Origin of the sequence: Ilumatobacter sp., assembly GCF_965215205.1 — a bacterium.
Lineage (GTDB): Bacteria > Actinomycetota > Acidimicrobiia > Acidimicrobiales > Ilumatobacteraceae > Ilumatobacter_A.
On the sequence record NZ_OZ244049.1, the window covers coordinates 3,032,247 to 3,051,073 of the forward strand.

An 18,827-nucleotide genomic window follows, 5' to 3' on the forward strand; every position below is an offset into this window, starting at 1 on the left:
CCGAGCGTCGTCGCCGGGGTCACGACGCCGTCCCGCCGACGGTGAGCGCCTTCACCCGCAGCGTCGGCTGGCCGTCGCCGACCGGCACGCCCTGGCCGTCCTTGCCGCAGGTGCCCGGGCTGCCCATCGAGAAGTCGTCGGCGAGCATGTCGATGTCCTGGAGGACCTTCGGGCCGTTGCCGATGAGGTTCCCGTCGCGCAGCGGCTCGGTGATCCGCCCGTCCTCGATCAGGTAGGCCTCGGTCATGCCGAACACGAAGTCGCCCGACGCGGTGTTGACCGAGCCGCCTCCGAGCTTGGCGACGTAGACGCCCTTCTTCGTGCTCGACACGATGTCGTCGGCGTCGTCGGGGCCGTCCATCACGAAGGTGTTCGTCATCCGCACCATCGGCAGGTGCTGGTAGCTCTGGCGCCGTCCGTTGCCGGACTGCGGACGGCCGTCCTTGCGGGCCCGCAGGTAGTCCCACATGTAGTCGGTGAGGATCCCGTCCTCGATCAGCACGTTGCGCTGGGTGCGCCGGCCCTCGTCGTCGATCCCGAGGGTCCCCCACTCGCCGGGCATGGTGCCGTCGTCCACGAGGGTCACCATCGGGTTCGCGACCTGCTGGCCGACCTTGCCCGCGTAGACCGAGGCGCCCTTGTGGATGTGGTCCGCCTCGAGGCCGTGCCCGCAGGCCTCGTGGAACAGCACGCCACCGGTCCCGTGCTTGATCACGACCGGCATCTCGCCCGACGGGGCGGGGCGCGCCGCGAGCTTGGTGATCGCCTGGCGAGCCGCCTCGCGCGCCATCTCCTCGGCGTCGACCGTGTCGAAGATCTCGAAGCCCACCGTGTGGCCCATCGACTGGTAGCCGGTCTGCATCCCGGTGTCGCCGTTCGCCACCGCGCTGACGCGCAGGAGGGTGCGCACGATCTCGTCGTCGGCGAGCACGCCCTCGGTGTTCGCCACCAGGACCCGCTTGCGGCTGTCGCCGTAGCCGGCGGAGACCTGGACGATCTCGGGCCCGTAGGTGCGCGCGGCGTCGTCCATCCGGTCGAGCAGCTCGACCTTGCGGATCTTGTCGATCGAGTCGGGGTCGTGGACGATCGCGTTCGGCCGGTGCCGCTCGGAGCGCTCGAGCTCGACGGTGCGCACCCCGCCGCCTCCACGGCTGGCGGCGGCCGCCGCCTTCGCCGCCGCGACGGCGAGACCGGCCTCGGTGAGGTCGGAGGTGTACGCGAAGCCGGTCGTCTCGCCCGCGACGACGCGAATCCCCGCCCCCCGGTCGCGCCCGCTCGTCACCTGCTCGACACGACCGTCGTCGAGCCCGGCCGAGGTCGAGCGCTTGTCCTCCGCGTACACCTCGGCGAAGTCGGCACCGGTCTTCGTGGCGCCGGCGAGCACCCGTTCCAGGACGTCCTGATCGATCACGCCGCCATCCTACGAGCATCCCCCGCACGCCCGCCCGCGAGACCGACGGACCGGCGTCGCCGCCTCGGCGCCGAGGAGGCGCGGGCGTGGGTGACGCCGGTGTGCCGATCCGGCGCCACGTCGCGTTAGCGTCGTGCGACGTGACGGTGGAGACAGGGATGCGCGGGATCGCGACGCTCACGGTCGGCGAGGGCGACACGGCGGTGGCGCTGGGGTCGGGCGACGTCGCCGTGCTCGGCACCCCTCGACTGATCGCCCTGTGCGAGCAGGCGACGATGGTCGCCCTGGCCGACGGCCTGGCCGACGGCTCCACCGCGATCGGGATGCGGATCCGCGTCGACCACCTCCAGCCGACACCGGTCGGGGCCGCCGTCACCGCGGAGGCCGTGCTCGACCAGATCGACGGGCGCCGGCTCGTGTTCACCGTGTCGGTCTCCGACAGCGGTGGCCTCGTGGCGGCCGGCAAGATCACGCGCAAGATCGTCGAGCGCGAGGTCTTCCTCGACAAGTGCTGCAGCGCCTGAGCCCTCGGCTCGGTCGACGTCCCCCGCCGGAGCGCCGTGCTCACGGCGGCCCGCCCGGGGACCGCGACGTGTCGGCGGTGCGAACGTGACGTGACGGGCGCCGCGTCGAGGTCGCGAGGCGCTCGCGTAGGGTGGTCCGCGATGGCTCCAGGGAGTCCGCCGGTGGATGCCCCGGCCCGCGTCCACCGTCTGCACTGGTGGAAGGAGGCGTTGATCGTCGCCGCGTTCTACGTCGTCTACTCGTGGATCCGCAACCGGTTCGGATCGAACACGGTGGCGAGCGACGGGGTCCCGGAGGCGGCGTTCCACAACGCCGAGCGGGTGATCCGACTCGAGCGGTTGATCGGCTCGTTCCACGAGGAGTCGATCCAGGAGCTGTTCCTCGCCCAGCGCTGGTTCATCCAGTTCTGGAACGTCTACTACGGCACGGCGCACTTCTTCGTCACGCTCGCGGTCTTCGTGCTGCTGTTCTTCCGGCGGGCGGACGTGTTCCCCCAGTGGCGCAACACCCTCGCGGCGATGACCGCGCTGGCGATCATCGGGTTCGCGTTCTTCCCCCTCATGCCGCCACGCCTGCTCGACCAGCCGTGCCCGAGCGCGCAGACCCTCGAGTTCGGGGGCGCGTGCATCCCGAGCGGGCTGCGCGACGGGCGCGTGAAGACCTTCGACGGCAGCAACGGGTTCGGTTTCGTCGACACCCTCAGCGTCTACGGCGGCCCGTGGCGCTTCGACAGCGAGGAGGTCGCGTCGATCTCCAACCAGTACGCCGCGATGCCCAGCCTGCACATCGGGTGGTCGACGTGGTGCGCCTTCGCCGTGTGGCCGCTCCTGCGTCGCACCTGGGTCAAGGTCGCGGTCCTGCTCTACCCCCTCGCCACCCTGTTCTGCATCCTGGTGACCGCGAACCACTACTGGCTCGACGGTGTCGGCGGGCTGGTCGTGTTCGCGATCGGAGCGCTCTCGGGGTGGGGGTCCCACCGGTGGAACCAACGGCGCCTCGATCGCCGCCTCGGGGTCGACCCCGACGCGGCGCTCCACGTGGGCTCGATCGCCACCGCGATCTACGACGACGTGAAGCGCGATCAGGACCCCGTCCGGCAACCCGGGCGCCGGCCCCGACGACCCGGGCGGGGACCGCACGACCCGTGACGGCTCGGCGCGGTCACCGAGTCGGTGCGCGCGTGGCGCGCTCGGCGCGCCGTATCATGGACCCACGATGAGTCAGATGCGGCTGAACCCCCTCAACGGGCGATGGGTGACGATCGTTCCCGACCGAGCGGCTCGGCCCAGCGACTTCGCCGTGCGCGACCGCACCGACGAGCTCGCCCTCGACCGGCCGTGCCCGTTCTGCCCGGGCAACGAGGAGGAGACGCCCCCCTCGATCGAGACCAACGCCGAGGACGGCAACTGGTCGATGCGGGTCATCCCCAACCGCTTCCCCGCCTTCGACGGCGACGACGCGTTCGCGGTTCAGCACCTCGGACCGGTCCACGTCAAGGCCGAGGCGAGCGGGATCCACGAGGTGTTCGTGTTCGACCCGAACCACGACGGCGGCCTGCAGGACCTCGACGACGACCACGCCGTCGAGCTGATGAACGTGCTGCGGCGACGCCTGACCGAGCACTCCCAGGTGCCCTTCGTGCGCTACACCCAGGTCGTCGTCAACCACGGTCGCGACGCCGGCGCCTCCATCGCGCACCCCCACGGGCAGATCCTCGGGCTGCCGTTCGTGCCGAGCGAGATCCTCGACGAGGAGCGCGCCTTCGCCCGCTTCGCCGGCGGTTCGCTGCTCACGACGACCCTCGAGGCCGAGCTCGCGAGCAACCGGCGCATCGTGATCAGCAACGACGACGTCGTCGTCTTCTGCCCGTTCGCGAGCGGGGTCCCCTACGAGATGATGATCGTCCCGCAGGAGAAGCGGTCGCACATGCCCGACGCGAGCGACGCCTCGCTGGCGGCGGTCGGGATCGCGCTGCGCGACGCGATCCGCCACCTGCGTGCCGCGCTCGGCGGGGTCGCGTTCAACCTGGGGGTGCACACCGCTCCGCACCAGCACACCGGCGACTACCACTGGCACGTGCACATCTGGCCCCAGCTCACCACCCAGGCCGGCTTCGAGCGGGGCACCGGCGTGCTGATCAACATCGTGGCCCCCGAGGACGCGGCCGACGTGCTGCGCTCGGTCACCGCCGCCGCCTGAGCGGGTTCGTCGAGAGCGCCGGCGGGGCACCCTCGGCGCCATGAGCGACGTCACGGTCTCGATCGACATCGACGCGACACCCGCGCAGGTGTGGGCGACGATCGAACCGATCGAGGACCACGTCGAGTGGATGTCCGACGCCGTCGCGATCCGCTTCGACACCGACCAGCGGCGGGGCGTGGGCACCCGCTTCGAGTGCGACACGCGCATCGGACCGATCCGGCTCACCGACGAGATGGAGATCACCGAGTGGGAGCCCGCCGTCGACGCCGCCGACGGCCGCCTGGCGCGCGACGGCGCGATGGGGGTCATGCACACCGGCGTGGTGACCGGGCGGGGCACCCTGCACGTGGAGGCGCTCGCCGGGGGCGAGCGGACCCGGTTCACGTGGACCGAGGACCTCGACTTCCCGTGGTTCCTCGGCGGTCGTCTGGGCGAGGTCGTGGGCGGCAAGCTCGTCCTCGACCGGGTCTGGTCGCGCAACCTGCGGCGCCTCCGCCGCCTCGTCGAGGACGACCGACCGACGAGCTGAGCGTCGCCCGGTCCGCGCAGCGGTGCGCGGGGCCGGTCAGCTCGCCGCAGCCGGGCCGGCGAGCCACACCACCGACATCGGCCCGACGTCGAGCAGGACGGACGCCGGCTGCCCCTGCCACGGATCGTCCGTCGCGGTGACCGATGTCGCGGCTCCACGGTGGCCGCTCCCCCACCAACGGGAGTCGTCGGAGTCGACCACCACCTCCCAGCTGCCGACGGCCGACACCCCGACCCGGTAGCCCGAGCGCGGCTCCCCCGACAGGTTCGCGATCGCCACGACCACGGGAGCGTCGCCATCGACGAGGTCGCGGCGCAGGAAGGCGAACGTCGAGTGCGGCGCGTCGTGGGCGTCGAGCCAGTCGAGACCGGCCGGCTCGGTGTCCGAGCGCCACAGCGCGGACCAGGTCGCGCACCGGCGGTTGAGCTCGACGACCAGGTCGTGGACACCCCGGTGCGACGGGTGGTCGAGCAGGTGCCACGGCAGCTCCGCCGTCGGGTTCCACCCCTGCCACGGCGCGAGCTCCGATCCCATGAACACCATCGGCGCTCCCGGCATCGACCACTGCAGGGCGAACAGCGCCCGCAGCGCGGCGAAGCGCTGTGCGTCGTCGCCGCCGAGGCGCTCGAGGATCGCGCCGCGCGCGCCGCCGACGTCGTGGTGGGTGATCGGGAGGACGAAGCGCTCGTCGGGGGCGTCGAGCAGGGGGAAGGTGATCCGGTCGTGGTGGGCGGGGCGCTCCTCGGGGGCGAGTGCCAGGTACTCGAGGGTGTCGTGGGCCCAGCCGAGGTTCCACGTGTGGCTGAAGCCGAGCCCGCCCGCGGACGTCGGGCGCGTCACCCCCGGCCACGCCGTCGACTCCTCGGCGATCATCAGCACGTCGCCGAACTCCTCGCCGACCACCGAGCACACCTCGCGCACGAAGGCGGCACCGTGGGGATCCTCGGCGGACTCGCCCCCCTCGTCGCCCCGGTCGGCGGGCGCTCCCGGGCCGCGCAGCACGGCCGACACCGAGTCGAACCGCAGTCCGTCCACGTGGAACTCGTCGAGCCAGTAGAGGGCGTTCGCGAGCAGGAAGTTGCGCACCTGCGCGCACCCGAGGTCGAAGCGGTGCTCGCCGAGCGCGGCGTCGGAGTCGCCCCGCTCGTAGAGCGGCGAGCCGTCGAAGCGCCCGAGGCTCCGCTCCGCGACGGGGAAGCGGGACGGCAGCCAGTCGAGGATCACCCCGACACCGAGGCCGTGGAGGGTGTCGACGAAGCGGCGCATCTCCTCGGGTGGCCCGAAGCGCGCGGTCGGTGCGTAGTGGCCCGCGACCTCGGCGACCCACGACCCCGCGGTCGGGTGCTCGTCGGCACCGAGCAGCTCGACGTGGGTGAACCCGAGGCGCGCGACGTGGCCGCCGAGCTCGATCGCGAGGCTCGACCAGTCGTCGACCGACCGGCGCCAGGATCCGAGGTGGACCTCGTAGATCCGCAGCGGCGCCTCACCGCTCACGACGCGGCCGCGCCCCTGCAGCCAGTCGTCGTCGCTCCACTCGAAGTCCCCGACGTCGGGGATCACACTGACGTCGCTCGCCGGGCTCTGCGTGCGCCGCGCCATCGGGTCCGACCGGCGGATCGTGCGGCCCTGCGCGGTCGTGATCTCGTAGAGGTAGCGGTCGCCCGGCCGCGGGGCGTCCGAGACGGTCGCCCAGATGCCGGTGGGCCCGTCCGAGAGGACCGGCTCGAGGGCCTCGGGCACCCAGTCGCCCCAGTCGCCCACCACCGCGATCGACCGGGCGTTCGGTGCCCACACGCCGAACCGGGTCGCCCACCCCCCGTCGGGGCCGTGCTCGATCGGTCGCGGACCGAGCAGCTCCCACAGGCGTCGGTGCGTCCCCTCCCCGAACAGGTGCAGATCGAGCGCGCCGATGCGCGCAGCGGGCGGGGACATCGCCGGACACCGTACCCGAGCCCCCGCCGACCGCGAGACCGTCGACACGCGGCTGACTAGGGTGCGACGCCGTGCGGGTGCTGATGCTCACGTGGGACTTCCCGCCGTCCGAGACCGGCGGGACGGCCGCCCACGTCGTGGGGTCGAGCCGGGCGCTGGCCGCCGCCGGCCACGACGTCGTCGTGCTGACGATCGCCGCGCGCGGCGTCGACGCCGCCGTCGAGAGGTCGGGCCCGGTGCGCGTCTTCCGTGCCGACGTCGACCTGCCCCACGTCCCCGAGGAGCGCTACCTCGGGCTGACCGCGTCGGCCAACCACGCGATCGTGCAGCTGGTCACCGACGCCGACTCCCCGCTGCGCGGCTGGATCCCCGACATCGTCCACGGCCACGACTGGAAGATCGGGTGGGCCGCCGACACCCTGTCGCGCCACCACGACGTGCCCTTCGTGCTCACCATGCACGGGACCGAGCGGGTGCGCCACGGCGGCAACCTCCCGCTCGGGGAACCGACCGACGTCAACGCGATCGAGTGGTGGCTGGCGTTCCGGGCGGACCGGGTGATCGCGTCGACCCGGTTCATGGTCGAGCAGCTCGTGTCGGGGTTCGAGCTCGGTCCCGAGCAGGTGGTGAGGATCCCGAACGGGATCGAACCCGACCTGTGGGACGGCCACGATCGCCACGCCGAGCGCGGACCGCTGGTGGTGTCGTGGGGGCGCGTCCAGTACGAGAAGGGGTTCCAGGTGCTGACCCGCGCGATGTCCATCCTGCGGGGCCGGATGCCCGAGGTCACCTGCACGATCGCGGGGCGCGGCAGCTACCTGCCCGAGCTGCAGACCCGCATCGACGTCGAGGGGATCAGCGATCTGATCGCGCTCCCCGGGTTCCTGCGCGACGACGAGCTGCGCGACCTGGTCCACCGAGCGGGCTGCGTCGTCATCCCGTCGCTGTACGAGCCGTTCGGCATCGTCGCGCTCGAGGCCCTCGCGGCGGGGGCGCCGCTGATCGTGGCCCGCACCGGCGGACTGGCCGAGCTGCTCGCCGACACCGACGCCGGGCTCACCTTCGAGCCGGGCAACCCCGAGGCGCTCGCCCACTGCATCGAGCGGGTGCTGCGCGAACCCGAGCTCGCCCGCCAGCTCACCGAGAGCGCCAAGGTGCTGATCGAGCAGCGGTACGCGTGGAACGCGATCGCCGCCTCGATCGTCCACGTGTACGACAGCGCGATCGCCCTGCGCCACGGGTGACGCGCGCACCGGCGCCGCGCCCGATCGCCCTGCGGCGCGGACGCGGGATCGCGTTACGATCCGCGTCGTGACGCTGCGCCCCGAGGACGAGGCGCAGCGACGTGCCGCCGAGGAGGTGGCGGACCCCCTCGACGCGGACCCCACCAGGTCGAGCCCGCCGCCCCCCTCCGCGCTGCGGATCCTGTTCGCCTTCGGCGGCCTCGCCGCCACCCTCGCCGCCGGGTACGGCGTCCTGTTCACGATCGTCGACGACTACCAGCAGGACTACGGCATCTCGACATCGGCCATCGGGCTGGTCATCGGCATCGGGTTCCTCTCGGGTTTCCTGTCGCAGGTCCTCGTCGCGCCCTACGCCGACCGCGGCCACGCCCGCCACGTCGTGGTGGTCGGAGTGCTCGTGAGCGTCGCCGGGCTGCTGATGATGGCGCTGGGGACGGCGCTGACGCCGATCCTCGTCGGACGGGTCGTCAACGGCCTGGGCGTCGGAGCCGCGGCGCCGGCGATCCGCAGGATCGTGATCCTCGCCGACCCCGACAACCTCGGGAGCAACCTCGGGCGGCTGCTGTCCGCCGACGTGTTCGGGTTCGCGATGGGCCCGGCGATCTCGGCCGTCCTCGTCGGGCCCCTCGGGATCCCGGCGCCGTTCGTGGTGGTCGCCGCCGCGTCGCTGGTCCTGCTCCCCTTCGTCGCCCGGATCCCGGTCGACGAGACCGCTCTCGAGCACCGACCGCGCAAGCGGCTCGCGATCGACCTGCTCCGGATCCGTCCCTTCGCCGGCGCCACGATCCTGGCCGGGGTCGTGTTCATGATGATCGGCGGGTTCGACGCGCTGTGGTCGCTCGTCCACGCCGAGCTGGGGACCTCGGAGTGGATCGCGAACCTCGGCATCACCCTGTTCGCGCTGCCGCTCGTGTTCCTCGGCCCGTGGGGCGGGCGAACGGCGCAGACGTTCGGGCCGTTCAAGCTCGCGGCGATCGGCCTCGTCGCGGGGGCCGGCTTCCTGCTCGGCTACGGACTGCTGCCGACGGGAGGGCTGATCTTCGCCCTCGCGATGCTCCACGCGCTGAGCGACGGCGCGACCGTCTCCGCGACCGGGGTGGCGGCCGGGATGGTCATCCCCGCGGACCGCCAGGCCGGGGCGCAGGGGATGCTCGGCGCCTCGCAGGCGCTGATGGCGGGGGTGATGGCCGTCGTGACGGGGTCGGTCTACGAGGCGTTCGGGCGCACGACCGCGTACGCCGTGGTCGCGGGTTCGATGCTCGTGCTGACGGCCGTCGGGCTGTGGCTCGCCCGCTCGGCCTGGTCGATCAGCCGGCCCATCGCGCGCGACTGAGGCGGACGCCACCGGCGAGGTCCGGGCGCGGCGCACCCTCGTCGGTCGCGCTCGTCGACCCGCTCAGCTCCCGGTGAACTCGGCCTTGCCGGGGCCGTGCTCGAGGAAGCTGCGCACCCCGATGCGCGAGTCCTCGGTGCCGAAGACCTCGACGAACGCGTCACGCTCGATCGCCAGCCCGTCGGCCAGCGTGGTGGACAACCCGGCGTCGATCGCGCGCTTGGTGATCGCCTGGGCGGTGAGCGCACCGCGGGCGACCTGGGCGGCGAGCTCGAACGCCCGCGGGTGCAGCTCGTCGGCGGGCACGACCTCGTCGGCGAGTCCGATGCGCAGCGCCTCGGTCGCGTCGACCTGGCGGCCGGTGATGCACATCTCCTTGGCCCGCGACGGGCCCACGACCCGGGCGAGGCGCTGGGTCCCGCCCCCGCCGGGGATGATGCCGAGCAGGATCTCGGGCTGGCCGAAGACCGCCCGCTCCGAGGCGATCCGGTAGTCGCAGCCGAGGGCGAGCTCGCAGCCCCCGCCGAGCGCGTAGCCGCCGACCGCCGCGATGACGAAGCGCGGCAGCTCGGCGATCGCGCCGATCGTATCGTGGAAGCGCGGCCCGATGTCGCGGGCCTCGTCCTGGCCGCCGAACTGGCTGATGTCGGCACCCGCCGCGAAGATCTTCTCGCCGCCGGTCACCACGACCGCGCCGGGCAGGTCGGCGGCGAGCTCGTCGGCCACGGCGCGCAGCTCGGCGAGCAGCTCCATCGACAGCGGGTTGACCTTGCCGTTCGCGAGGGTGATCACCGCCACGTCGTCGTCACGTCGTTCGAGGGTCACGGTGTCGTAGTCGGCCATCGCCCCAGCCTGCCACCCACGTCCGCGACGGCTCCGATCGCGCGCGCCGGCCCACCCGCGGGGACGATCGACCGTCAGGCGTCGACGCCCGAGAGCATCTCGTCGGCCGCCGTCCACGGATCGGTCGCGCGCTCGGCGACCTCGTCGGCGAGCTGGTCCCAGCGCTCGCCGGTGCAGATCTCGCGCGCCTTGCGCCCGAGCCGCTGCGCGATGATCTCGCGCAGCTCCTCGCCGAGGCGGAACGACCGACGCTCGTGCAGCAGCCCGCTCGACTCGGCGAACTCGCGGTGCTCGAGCACCGTGTCCCACAGCTCGGTGACGCCGGTCCCCGACGTCGCCGTCGTCTCGAGGATCGGGGCCCGCCACGCGTCCTCGCCGAGGTCGGACAGGTCGAGCATCTGCTGGAGGTCGCGACGGGTCTCGTCCGCGCCCTTCCGGTCGGCCTTGTTGATCACGAACACGTCGGCGATCTCCATCAGCCCGGCCTTGTTCGCCTGCACGCTGTCACCCCACCCGGGGTTGACCACGACGATGGTCGTGTCGGCCTTGCCGGCCACCTCGACCTCCACCTGGCCGACCCCGACGGTCTCGACGAGGATCCAGCGCCGCCCGATCGCATCGAGCGCACGCACGGCCTCGGGGGTGGCGAGGGCCAGGCCGCCCAGGTGGCCGCGGGTCGCCATCGAGCGGATGAACACCCCCGGGTCGGTGGCGTGGTCCTGCATCCGGACCCGGTCACCGAGGATCGCTCCCCCGGTGAACGGCGACGACGGGTCGATCGCGAGGACCGCGATCTCGAGCTCGAGCGAGCGCAGGTGGCCGATCAGGGAGGCGGTCAGCGTCGACTTGCCGGCACCGGGTGCCCCGGTCATCCCGACCGTGTAGCCCTCCCCCGACAGGGGGTGGGCGAGACGGCCGACCTCGCGCGCCTCGTCCCCGCCGCGCTCGATCAGCGACAGGAGCCGGGCGAGGGAGCTGCGGTCGCCGTCGAGCGCCGACTGGAACAGCTCGGCCGGGGGGAGACGGGTGCGGGCCATCGCACAGAGTCAATCGCATCGTGGCGGACCGCACCCAATCACGGGCGGCCCGCCGGGGTCACATGCCGATCGCGGCGGCCGCCTCGGCCTCGGCGATGTTGATCACCTCGGTGACGCCGTCGACGCGGTCGCGCATGATGCGCTCGATCCCCGCCTTGAGCGTCTGGGTCGACGCCGGGCAACCAACGCAGGCCCCGGTCAGCTCGACCTCGACGATGCCGGTCTCGGGGTCGACGCCGTGCAGGACGATGTCCCCGCCGTCGGCCTGGAGCGCCGGGCGGATGACCTCGATGGTGGCCTCGACCTGTTCGCGCATCTCGGGGACCATTCAATCAAGCGCGGGCCTACGATCCATGCTCGTGACCGCGGTCGAGTTGCTCGCCCACCAGGGAGGCTGGGACGAGATCCTGCTCGTCGGCGGTCCGATGGTCGTCATCGCGGGCCTCCTCGTCCTCGCCAAGCGCCGCGTCGACGCCGCCGTCGAGGCCGCGCCCGACGACGATCCCGCCCGACGCTGACACCACGGCGCACCGCGGGGGCCGCCGCACCGGTCGCGCTCAGGTGCGGTCGATCGCGGCGCCCACCGAGCGCAGGCGCCCGACGAGGTCGTCGTAGCCCCGGTCGATGTGGTGGACCCCCGAGATGCGCGTCTCGCCCTCGGCCGCCAGGCCGGCGACGACCATCGCGGCGCCGGCGCGGATGTCGTGGGCGCGTACCGGCGCTCCCGACAGGCGCGCCACCCCGCGCACGACGGCGTGGTGGCCGCTGGTGCGCACGTCGGCGCCGAGCCGCTGGAGCTCCTCGACGTAGCGGAACCGACCCGGGTAGAGGTTCTCGGTGACGATCCCCACGCCGTCGGCGACGGCGAGCATCGTGATGATCAGCGGCTTGTAGTCCGTGGCGATCCCCGGGTACGGGAGGGTGGCGACGTCGATCGAGCGCGACCGGCCCCGCGCCGCGACGTGGATCCCCGAATCGGACGTGGTCAGCTCGAGGCCCATGTCGCCGAAGCGGTCCAGCAGCATCGCCATGTGGTCGCCGCGGGCCCCCACGACGTCGATCTCGCCCCCGGCCACGCAGCACGCCGCCAGGTAGGTGGCGGCCTGGATCCGGTCGGGGACGGTGCGGTGCCGCACCGGCGCCAGCTCGGCGGAGGTGACGCCCTCGATGCGCAGCGTCGAGGTGCCGATCCCGTCGATGCGCGCTCCCATCGCGACGAGGAACTCGCACAGATCGATGATCTCGGGCTCGCGCGCCGCGTTGTCGATGGTCGTCACGCCGTCGGCGAGCACCGCGGCGGTCATCAGGTTCTCCGTCGCCCCGACGCTGGGGAAGTCGAAGGTGATGTCGGCGCCGTGGAGGCGGTCGGCGCGCGCCTCGAGGTCGCCGTCGGCGAAGGTGAACTCCGCTCCCATCGCCTCGAGGCCCGCGACGTGCATGTCGATCGGGCGCGCGCCGAAGTCGTCGCCGCCGGGCATCGACAGTCGCACCTCGCCGCAGCGCGCGAGCAGCGGTCCGAGGACGTTGATCGACGCCCGGATCCGCTCGACGAGCTCGAAGGGGGCGACCGGGGTGATCCGACCGGTGTTGTCGAGCACGACCTCGCCCGCAGCGGGACGGACCATGTCGACGCCGATGGCCGCGAGCAGGTCGCCCATGATCGCGACGTCCGCGATGTCGGGGACGTTGGTCAGCTCGAATGCCCCGTCGCACAGGATCGTGGCCGCCATCAGCTTGAGCACCGAGTTCTTCGCCCCCGGCACCTCGACCGTCCCCGACAGCGGTCCCCCGCCGCGCACCACGATCGAGGCGTCGTCGTCGCGCTGGACGACGGGGCTGTGTTCGACGGACGTGCTCACGACCCCCCAGTATGCTCCCGCCGTGGAACCGGGCGGTCGCATCCTCGCGCGACGTTGGCCCGCCGACCCCGAGCGCATCGCGGCGCTCGACGCACCGCGCGACGACCTGCTCGACGAGGTGGAGGTCCACCGCAGCCGGCACGGGGAGCGCACCACCGTGGTGTTCGAGCAGCGCCACGGGCCCTTCCTCGAGTACCGCCGCGAGCTGTCGTACCCGACCGAGCGGCTCGGTCCGATCCCGGGCGAGGCCCCCGACGGGCGCACGGGAGGTCGCCCGGTCGCGGACGTCCGCGACGACGGGGACGGGATCGAGGAGCTGACCCGCTTCCGGCTGCGCATCCCCTGGTTCGGCTGGCTGTTCGCGATCCCGGTGCGCCAGGTGCTCGCTCGCCGGCTGTCGGCGAGCGGGTGGTGGGCCCCTCCCGACCACCTCGACGCGATCCAGCTGCTGGTGATCGGGCTGCTCGCGGCGGCATCGATGTCGGCCGCGTTCGTCAACACGCTGTTCACCCAGACCGTCGGCTTCGCGGCCGACGACTTCGGGGTCGGCGAGACGGTGAAGGGCGACGCGGGATCCATCGTGCGCGCCGGGATCGTGTTCGCGCTCCCCGCCGCGGTCGTCGCCGACCGCATCGGTCGCCGTCGGGTGCTGATCGTGGTCGCGTGGCTCGCGCCCCTGCTGTCGGTCGTCGGAGCGGCCGCCCCGAACTTCGCCTCGCTCGTGGCGACCCAGACGGTCGCCCGCCCGATGGGCATCGCGCTCGCCTTCGTGGTCGGCGTCGTCGCAGCCGAGGAGGTCCCGCGCAACAGCCGGGCGTACGCGGTCAGCGTGCTCGCGATGGCCGCCGGGCTGGGGGCGGGGATCGCGGTCATGTCGCTCGCCCTCGCCGACGTCGGACCGGGGGGCTGGCGACTCGTCTACCTCGTGTCGGTCGTGTGGTGCGTGGTCGCGCTCGACCTGACGCGACGCCTCCCCGAGACGCGCCGCTTCGCCGCCGAGGCCGCACGCCAGCTCGCCGCGCCGTCGCGTGCCCGGCTCGACCGGCGCCGCTTCGCGCTGCTGGCGGCGGTCGCCTTCGCCGGCAACGTGTTCATCGCCCCGGCGAGCTTCTTCCAGAACACCTACCTCCAGGACGTGCGCGGCTTCGACGGGACGAAGATCGGGATCTTCTCGATCCTCATCGGCACCCCGTCGGGGATCGGCCTGATCCTCGGGGGGCGCTTCGCCGACCGGCGGGGTCGTCGCACCCTGATCAGCGTCGCCCTCCCCCTGTCGGTGATCGCCGTGGTCGCGGCGTTCACCTACGGCGAGCCGTGGCTGTGGGTGTTCTCGCTCGCCGGCGGGATCCTCGGTGCCGCCGTCTACCCCGCGATGACCGTGTACCGCACCGAGCTGTTCCCCACCGGGAACCGCACGCGGGCCTCGGGCTTCGTGACCGCCTCCGCGCTCGTCGGGGGGATCGGCGGGCTGAGCCTGACCGGCCGGATGATCGACGGCGGGTGGAGCTACTCCTCGACGTTGGCGGTGCTCGCGATCGGCCAGCTCGTCGTCACCGTGCTGGTGGTCGCGTTCTACCCCGAGACCGCGCACCGCGAGCTCGAGCAGCTCAACCCCCAGGACGCGCCGGTCGACCTCGAGCACGTGGCCCCGGACCCGGGCGCCGCTCCGCCCCTCGACGACCCCACCCTGCCTCGGCACGGCTGACCCCGCGGCGCCGATCGAACCCGCGCGGCGGGCTCAGACCAGCTCGTCGACGAAGCCGGCGACGACGCCCGCGACCTCGGCATCGGACCCGCGCAGGTCGTGGCCACGCCCCTCGATCCAGTGGTGGCGGACCGGGGCGGGGATCGTCGCCGTCCACGTCGTGAGCTCCTCGGGGGTGGCGAAGGCATCACGGGTGCCCGACACGAACAGGCACGGGACGCCGACGTCGACGAGGTGCTCGACGCGCAGGCGGTCGGGGCGCTTCGGCGGGTGGAGCGGGTAGCAGATCAGCACCAGGCCGGCGAGCCGGGCGACGGGCCCGCCGCCGTCCGCGTCCGCGGCGACCATCGAGGCCATCCGGCCGCCCATCGAGCGTCCGCCCATCACCACCGGGCCCCGGCGGCGGCGGATGCCCGCGAGGTCGTCGCGGATCGCCGCCATGAGCTTCGGCGCCCGGTCCGGCGCCCGTCGTCCCTCCCGGCGGTACGGGAAGTCGATCCGCTCCACCCGGGCGCGCGACCCGAGAGCGCCCTCGATCGCCACGAGGCCGGGGTGGTCGCACCCCGTCCCGGCTCCCGGGTACAGCAGCACCGACGGGGGCGCCATCAGGGCGTCAGGATCCGGCGCGCCTCGGCGAGGTCGGTCATCGCCTTCGCCGCGTCGATCTCGGCGCCGCCGTGGTCGGGGTGGACGTCGCGCATCCGCGTCCGGAACGCCTTGGTGACCTCGCGCCGCGACGGGCTCGATCCGCCGAGCTCGAAGCCGAGCAGCTGCATCGCCCACCCGCGCGGATCGGCGAGCGCCTCGAGGGTCGTCGACTGCGACCCGGCGAGGTGCGCGATCAGCGACGCCCCGATCGGTCCCCGCCAGCGCGCCGCGCGCCGGAGCACCGGGGTGATCGTCCTGCGGTGGTCGAGCGCCAGTCGCTCCACGGCGTAGACCGCGCCGAGGACCTGGGCGAGCGGGGTCCCGACGGTGTCGAACTCGAAGGAGATGTCGTCCCCCTCGCCGACCAGGCGGTGGGTGCTGTGCGACAGCCCGTGGCGGTCGATCTGGAAGCGGTGCCGCAACCGGGGCTGCACGATGCGCGCTCCCGACTCGATCTCCCCGATCAGGCGGTGGACGTCGCCGACGTGGTCGTCGTCGACGCCGTCGAGGTGCTGGGCGACCACGGCACCGAGGAGCAACCCGCCGAACCCCGGAGACGGGTCGACCGGGAGCACCACGTGGCCGAGGGCGATCCGCCGGGTCGGCTGCACCGGGCGGCTGTGGAAGATCTCCAGTTGAGCCAGCAGCACGGGGGCGACGCTAGCGAGGTGACCGCCCGGGCCGGGCGCGACCTAGACGGAGTCGCGCACGGTGGCGCGCAGGCCCTGGGCGAGGCCGATCACGTCGGAGGACTCCTCGCGCCGCTCGTCGGCATCGGCCGGCGGGGTGATCGCGGCGGCCGCGGCATCCGCCCGCTCTCCGTCGGCGTCGGCGTGGATCCGGTCGACGATCGCCGCCACCCCGGCCACGGTCCTCGTCCACACCGCCGGCGACAGGGCGTAGGGAGGGTGGCGGGGATCGATCACCTCGTGGAGGTCGATCAAGGTGGTGCGCGAGCGGGCGTCGAACGGGTCCTTGGCGAGGCGGTCGGCGGCGAGGAAGATGTCGCTCAGAGCACCGTCGGGGGGCTCGTGGGCCTCGTCGGTCGGTCCCGAGAGCTCGCCGGACTCGATCGCGTCGAGCAGGCCGTCCACGGCCTCCTCGGCGTCGGTCGCGACCAGCAGCGTCGTCTGCTCCCACCGGTGGGGGATCTCCGACTCGACCATCGCCGCGTCGAGCACCCGGCGGTCGCCCGCCGACCACTCGTCGAGGCCGTACTCGACCGAGGCCGCGTCGATGTCGAGCACGACGGGGAACGGCCCCAGCTCGGCCTCGAGGTGGTCGAACATGGCGTCGGCCTCGGCCTCGACCGCCTCGGGGACGACGAGCTCGTCGCCGTCCCAGTGGTGCGGGAGCTCGGCCTCCGCGAGGGCCTCGGACAGCTCGGCGCGATCGTCGATGCGCCACGACGACAGGTCGTAGTGGACCTTGACGATCGAGTCGTCGCCGGGATCGAAGTCGATGGGTTGGCCCGACGCCGCACGCTCGTCGCGCGCCTCGTCACCTCCCTGCTTGTTCACGAAAGCCACGGGGGGACGCTAGCTCGGGCGCACCGTCGGGCGGGTGGAGTCGGCGGGTGGAGTCGGCGGGTGGAGTCGGCGGGTGGAGTCGGGCGGGTCGAGTCGGGCGGAGTCAGCCGGCGGGTGCGACGCGGTCGAGGAAGGCCTCGGTGCGGCGGTGCTCGTCGGCCACGGCGTCCGGCTGCCGGAAGCCGTGGCCCTCCCCCTCGTACTCGACGAGCTCGACCTCCCCTCCGGCCGAGGTGATCCGCTCGACCAGCGCACGGCTCTGCTCGACGGGGACGACGGGGTCGTCGGTGCCGTGGAACACGAGCAGCGGGGCCGAGATCGACTCGGCGCGGTGCAGCGGCGACAGCTCACGGAACCGGGCGGCGGTCGCCTCGGACCCGTCGTCGGGGCCGACCAGGGTGTCGGTGTAGTGGGCCTCGAAGCGGTGGGTGCTCTCCGTGAGCGCCCGCAGGTCGCTGACCGGGTAGCTGACGACGCCCCCCGCGACGAGATCGGACCGGTCGCACATCAGGCCGACCGCGGTGAGCCCGCCCGACGACCCCCCGACCACGACTGTGGACGCCGGGGTGGCCCACCCCTCCCGGTGCGCCAGCGCGACGAGGTCGGCGGTGTCGTCCACGTCGGCTCGACCCCACCGGCCGTGCAGGGCCTGCTGGTGGGTGCGTCCGTGCCCCGTCGTGCCGCGGGGATCGACCACCAGCACGTCCCACCCCCGGCTCCACCAGTACGCGATGCGCGGGCGCCAGTCGACCTGCCACTGGTCGGTCGGACCACCGTGGACCATCACCAGCATCCGCCCCCGCCCCGCCGTGAAGCGCCGGGCGTGCAGGGCGAGGCCGTCGCGCGCGAGCGCGTCGACGAGCTCGGGCTCGGGGAGCTCCGATGTCGCCCACGGGGCGGCGGCGGAGGCCGCGACGGTCGTGCGCGCCCACCCCGCCGTGTCGTAGACGACGACCTGCGTGGGCGTGCGCGCCCCGGTGCGCAGCGCGGCGAGGCGGTCGCCGACCCAGGAGAGCTGACCGTGGACGCCTCGTGCCACGTGGCGGACCGCCCCGGTCGCCAGATCGGCCACGTCGAGCGACCCGAACCCGGACTCGTTGCGGGCCACGGCGATCCACCGACCGGAGTCGTCGGAGGCGAAGCTGCGGTTCCCCATCCCCCAGGTCGGCCCGGCGTGCTCGACGGCCTCGGCGACGACCCGCCGGTGGCCGACGTGGACGTTCAGCCACCCGGAGCCGTCGTGGACGTGCACGGCGTCCCCCGCCGACGTGAACCGGGGTTGCTGCACCGCCCCGTCGGCGGGTCGCCAGGTGGAGATCGCCCCCGTGTCGAGGTCGACGTCCACGCGCTCGGAGTCGTCCCACGGCATCGACGGCGCGCTCCAGCCCTGCCACGAGACCCGTCGGCCGTCCGCGGAGAGGGCGGGATCGAAGCAGAACCCGTGCCGCCCGTCGTCGAGGCGCACGCCGCGGCCCGTGCCCAGGTCGAGGAGGTGGATCTCGGACTCGTCGAGCGCGTAGGCGACCACGGTCCCCGTCCACGTCGCTGCCGGCGCGCCCGGGCGCGACGACGTCCCCGTCGGCGTCGCCGACTCCGTCGCCGTCCCCGTCGCCGTCCCCGTGGCGGCCCGCGCGGTCGGGATCGGGGGTGTCCGGGCGCGCTCGGCGACGCACGGTGCGCGCACGGTGCGGCCGTGGGAGGTGATCGGTCGTGCGCTCGTCGCCTCCTGCAGCCACAGCTCGCCGTCTCGAGCGCAGAACACCAGGGCGTCCGGCGACCCCGCCCTCGGGACCCAGGCGAAGCACCCACCGCTCAGCCCACGACCGGCGGCCGGTTCGGCTCCGAACGACAGCTGCCGCTCGACGCGCTCGTCGAGGTCGACCACCGCGATGGACGTCGATCCCCGCCACCGCTGGACGAAGGCGACGCTCCCCCCGTCGGGGGCGAGGCGGGGTTCGCTCACCTCGCGCCCGGCCTGCATCAACGACAGCGGGATCGGCTCCATCGGCGCGAGGCTACGGGGCCACCCA

At 73.4% G+C, this 18,827-nt stretch carries 18 protein-coding genes; 8 read left to right on the forward strand and 10 right to left on the reverse strand.

The genetic code is table 11. The features are described from left to right. Nucleotides 1-19: 19 nt before the first annotated feature. Nucleotides 20-1,411 carry a TldD/PmbA family protein gene (locus tag ACOOHC_RS14070; RefSeq protein WP_420451037.1) on the reverse strand — a complete coding sequence of 464 codons (1,392 nt, stop codon included), beginning with the start codon at nt 1,409-1,411 and terminating at the stop codon, nt 20-22. A 140-nt stretch (nt 1,412-1,551) separates the two neighbouring features. Here ACOOHC_RS14070 and ACOOHC_RS14075 point away from each other — a divergent pair, with 140 nt between their 5' ends. The 4 genes from ACOOHC_RS14075 (at nt 1,552) to ACOOHC_RS14090 (ending at nt 4,667) form a co-directional block, all read left to right on the forward strand. Then, a complete protein-coding gene (locus ACOOHC_RS14075) occupies nt 1,552-1,935 on the forward strand; it encodes a thioesterase family protein (RefSeq protein WP_420451038.1) in 384 nt (127 codons plus the stop codon). A gap of 141 nt (nt 1,936-2,076) precedes the next feature. Then, nucleotides 2,077-3,084 carry a phosphatase PAP2 family protein gene (locus ACOOHC_RS14080; protein ID WP_420451039.1) on the forward strand — a complete coding sequence of 336 codons (1,008 nt, stop codon included), beginning with the start codon at nt 2,077-2,079 and terminating at the stop codon, nt 3,082-3,084. A 67-nt stretch (nt 3,085-3,151) separates the two neighbouring features. Next, nucleotides 3,152-4,135, forward strand: a complete 984-nt coding sequence (galT, locus tag ACOOHC_RS14085; RefSeq protein WP_420451040.1) for a galactose-1-phosphate uridylyltransferase — start codon at nt 3,152-3,154, stop codon at nt 4,133-4,135. Between the two features lie 40 nt (nt 4,136-4,175). Further along, a complete protein-coding gene (locus tag ACOOHC_RS14090; protein ID WP_420451041.1) occupies nt 4,176-4,667 on the forward strand; it encodes an SRPBCC family protein in 492 nt (163 codons plus the stop codon). Nucleotides 4,668-4,703: 36 nt separating this feature from the next. On the opposite strand, the gene glgB is transcribed toward ACOOHC_RS14090, so the two are convergent. Then, nucleotides 4,704-6,599, reverse strand: a complete 1,896-nt coding sequence (gene glgB, locus ACOOHC_RS14095; RefSeq protein ID WP_420451042.1) for a 1,4-alpha-glucan branching enzyme — start codon at nt 6,597-6,599, stop codon at nt 4,704-4,706. Nucleotides 6,600-6,682: 83 nt separating this feature from the next. Here glgB and ACOOHC_RS14100 point away from each other — a divergent pair, with 83 nt between their 5' ends. Next, nucleotides 6,683-7,843, forward strand: coding sequence for a glycosyltransferase family 4 protein (locus ACOOHC_RS14100; protein WP_420453807.1), 1,161 nt, complete (start codon nt 6,683-6,685; stop codon nt 7,841-7,843). A 67-nt stretch (nt 7,844-7,910) separates the two neighbouring features. Continuing rightward, a complete protein-coding gene (locus tag ACOOHC_RS14105) occupies nt 7,911-9,176 on the forward strand; it encodes an MFS transporter (RefSeq protein WP_420451043.1) in 1,266 nt (421 codons plus the stop codon). A gap of 63 nt (nt 9,177-9,239) precedes the next feature. Here ACOOHC_RS14105 and ACOOHC_RS14110 read toward each other — a convergent pair whose 3' ends face one another. The 3 genes from ACOOHC_RS14110 to ACOOHC_RS14120 form a co-directional block, all read right to left on the reverse strand. Then, the gene (locus ACOOHC_RS14110; protein WP_420451044.1) at nt 9,240-10,019 is read right to left on the reverse strand and encodes an enoyl-CoA hydratase/isomerase family protein; all 780 of its coding nucleotides are present in this window, start codon (nt 10,017-10,019) and stop codon (nt 9,240-9,242) included. 74 nt (nt 10,020-10,093) lie between these two features. Beyond that, entirely contained in the window at nt 10,094-11,056 is a 963-nt protein-coding gene (gene meaB / locus ACOOHC_RS14115; RefSeq protein ID WP_420451045.1) for a methylmalonyl Co-A mutase-associated GTPase MeaB, read from the reverse strand. A gap of 58 nt (nt 11,057-11,114) precedes the next feature. After that, complete coding sequence (locus tag ACOOHC_RS14120) at nt 11,115-11,372, reverse strand: NifU family protein (protein ID WP_420451046.1); 258 nt, start codon at nt 11,370-11,372, stop codon at nt 11,115-11,117. Nucleotides 11,373-11,415: 43 nt separating this feature from the next. Between ACOOHC_RS14120 and ACOOHC_RS14125 the strand changes: the two genes are divergently transcribed. Next, nucleotides 11,416-11,574: a hypothetical protein gene (locus ACOOHC_RS14125; RefSeq protein ID WP_420451047.1), complete on the forward strand. Its 159-nt coding sequence runs from the start codon at nt 11,416-11,418 to the stop codon at nt 11,572-11,574. Nucleotides 11,575-11,613: 39 nt separating this feature from the next. On the opposite strand, the gene murA is transcribed toward ACOOHC_RS14125, so the two are convergent. After that, nucleotides 11,614-12,915, reverse strand: coding sequence for a UDP-N-acetylglucosamine 1-carboxyvinyltransferase (murA, locus tag ACOOHC_RS14130; protein ID WP_420451048.1), 1,302 nt, complete (start codon nt 12,913-12,915; stop codon nt 11,614-11,616). Nucleotides 12,916-12,937: 22 nt separating this feature from the next. On the opposite strand from murA, the gene ACOOHC_RS14135 reads away from it, so the two are divergent. Then, nucleotides 12,938-14,620 carry an MFS transporter gene (locus tag ACOOHC_RS14135; protein WP_420451049.1) on the forward strand — a complete coding sequence of 561 codons (1,683 nt, stop codon included), beginning with the start codon at nt 12,938-12,940 and terminating at the stop codon, nt 14,618-14,620. 33 nt (nt 14,621-14,653) lie between these two features. Here ACOOHC_RS14135 and ACOOHC_RS14140 read toward each other — a convergent pair whose 3' ends face one another. The 4 genes from ACOOHC_RS14140 to ACOOHC_RS14155 form a co-directional block, all read right to left on the reverse strand. Continuing rightward, a complete protein-coding gene (locus ACOOHC_RS14140; protein WP_420451050.1) occupies nt 14,654-15,226 on the reverse strand; it encodes an alpha/beta family hydrolase in 573 nt (190 codons plus the stop codon). Further along, nucleotides 15,226-15,918 carry a J domain-containing protein gene (locus tag ACOOHC_RS14145; RefSeq protein WP_420451051.1) on the reverse strand — a complete coding sequence of 231 codons (693 nt, stop codon included), beginning with the start codon at nt 15,916-15,918 and terminating at the stop codon, nt 15,226-15,228. The genes ACOOHC_RS14140 and ACOOHC_RS14145 overlap by 1 nt, the downstream gene beginning before the upstream one ends. A gap of 42 nt (nt 15,919-15,960) precedes the next feature. Continuing rightward, a complete protein-coding gene (locus ACOOHC_RS14150; protein WP_420451052.1) occupies nt 15,961-16,797 on the reverse strand; it encodes a hypothetical protein in 837 nt (278 codons plus the stop codon). Between the two features lie 103 nt (nt 16,798-16,900). Beyond that, nucleotides 16,901-18,802 carry a prolyl oligopeptidase family serine peptidase gene (locus ACOOHC_RS14155; RefSeq protein WP_420451053.1) on the reverse strand — a complete coding sequence of 634 codons (1,902 nt, stop codon included), beginning with the start codon at nt 18,800-18,802 and terminating at the stop codon, nt 16,901-16,903. Between the last annotated feature and the right edge of the window lie 25 nt (nt 18,803-18,827).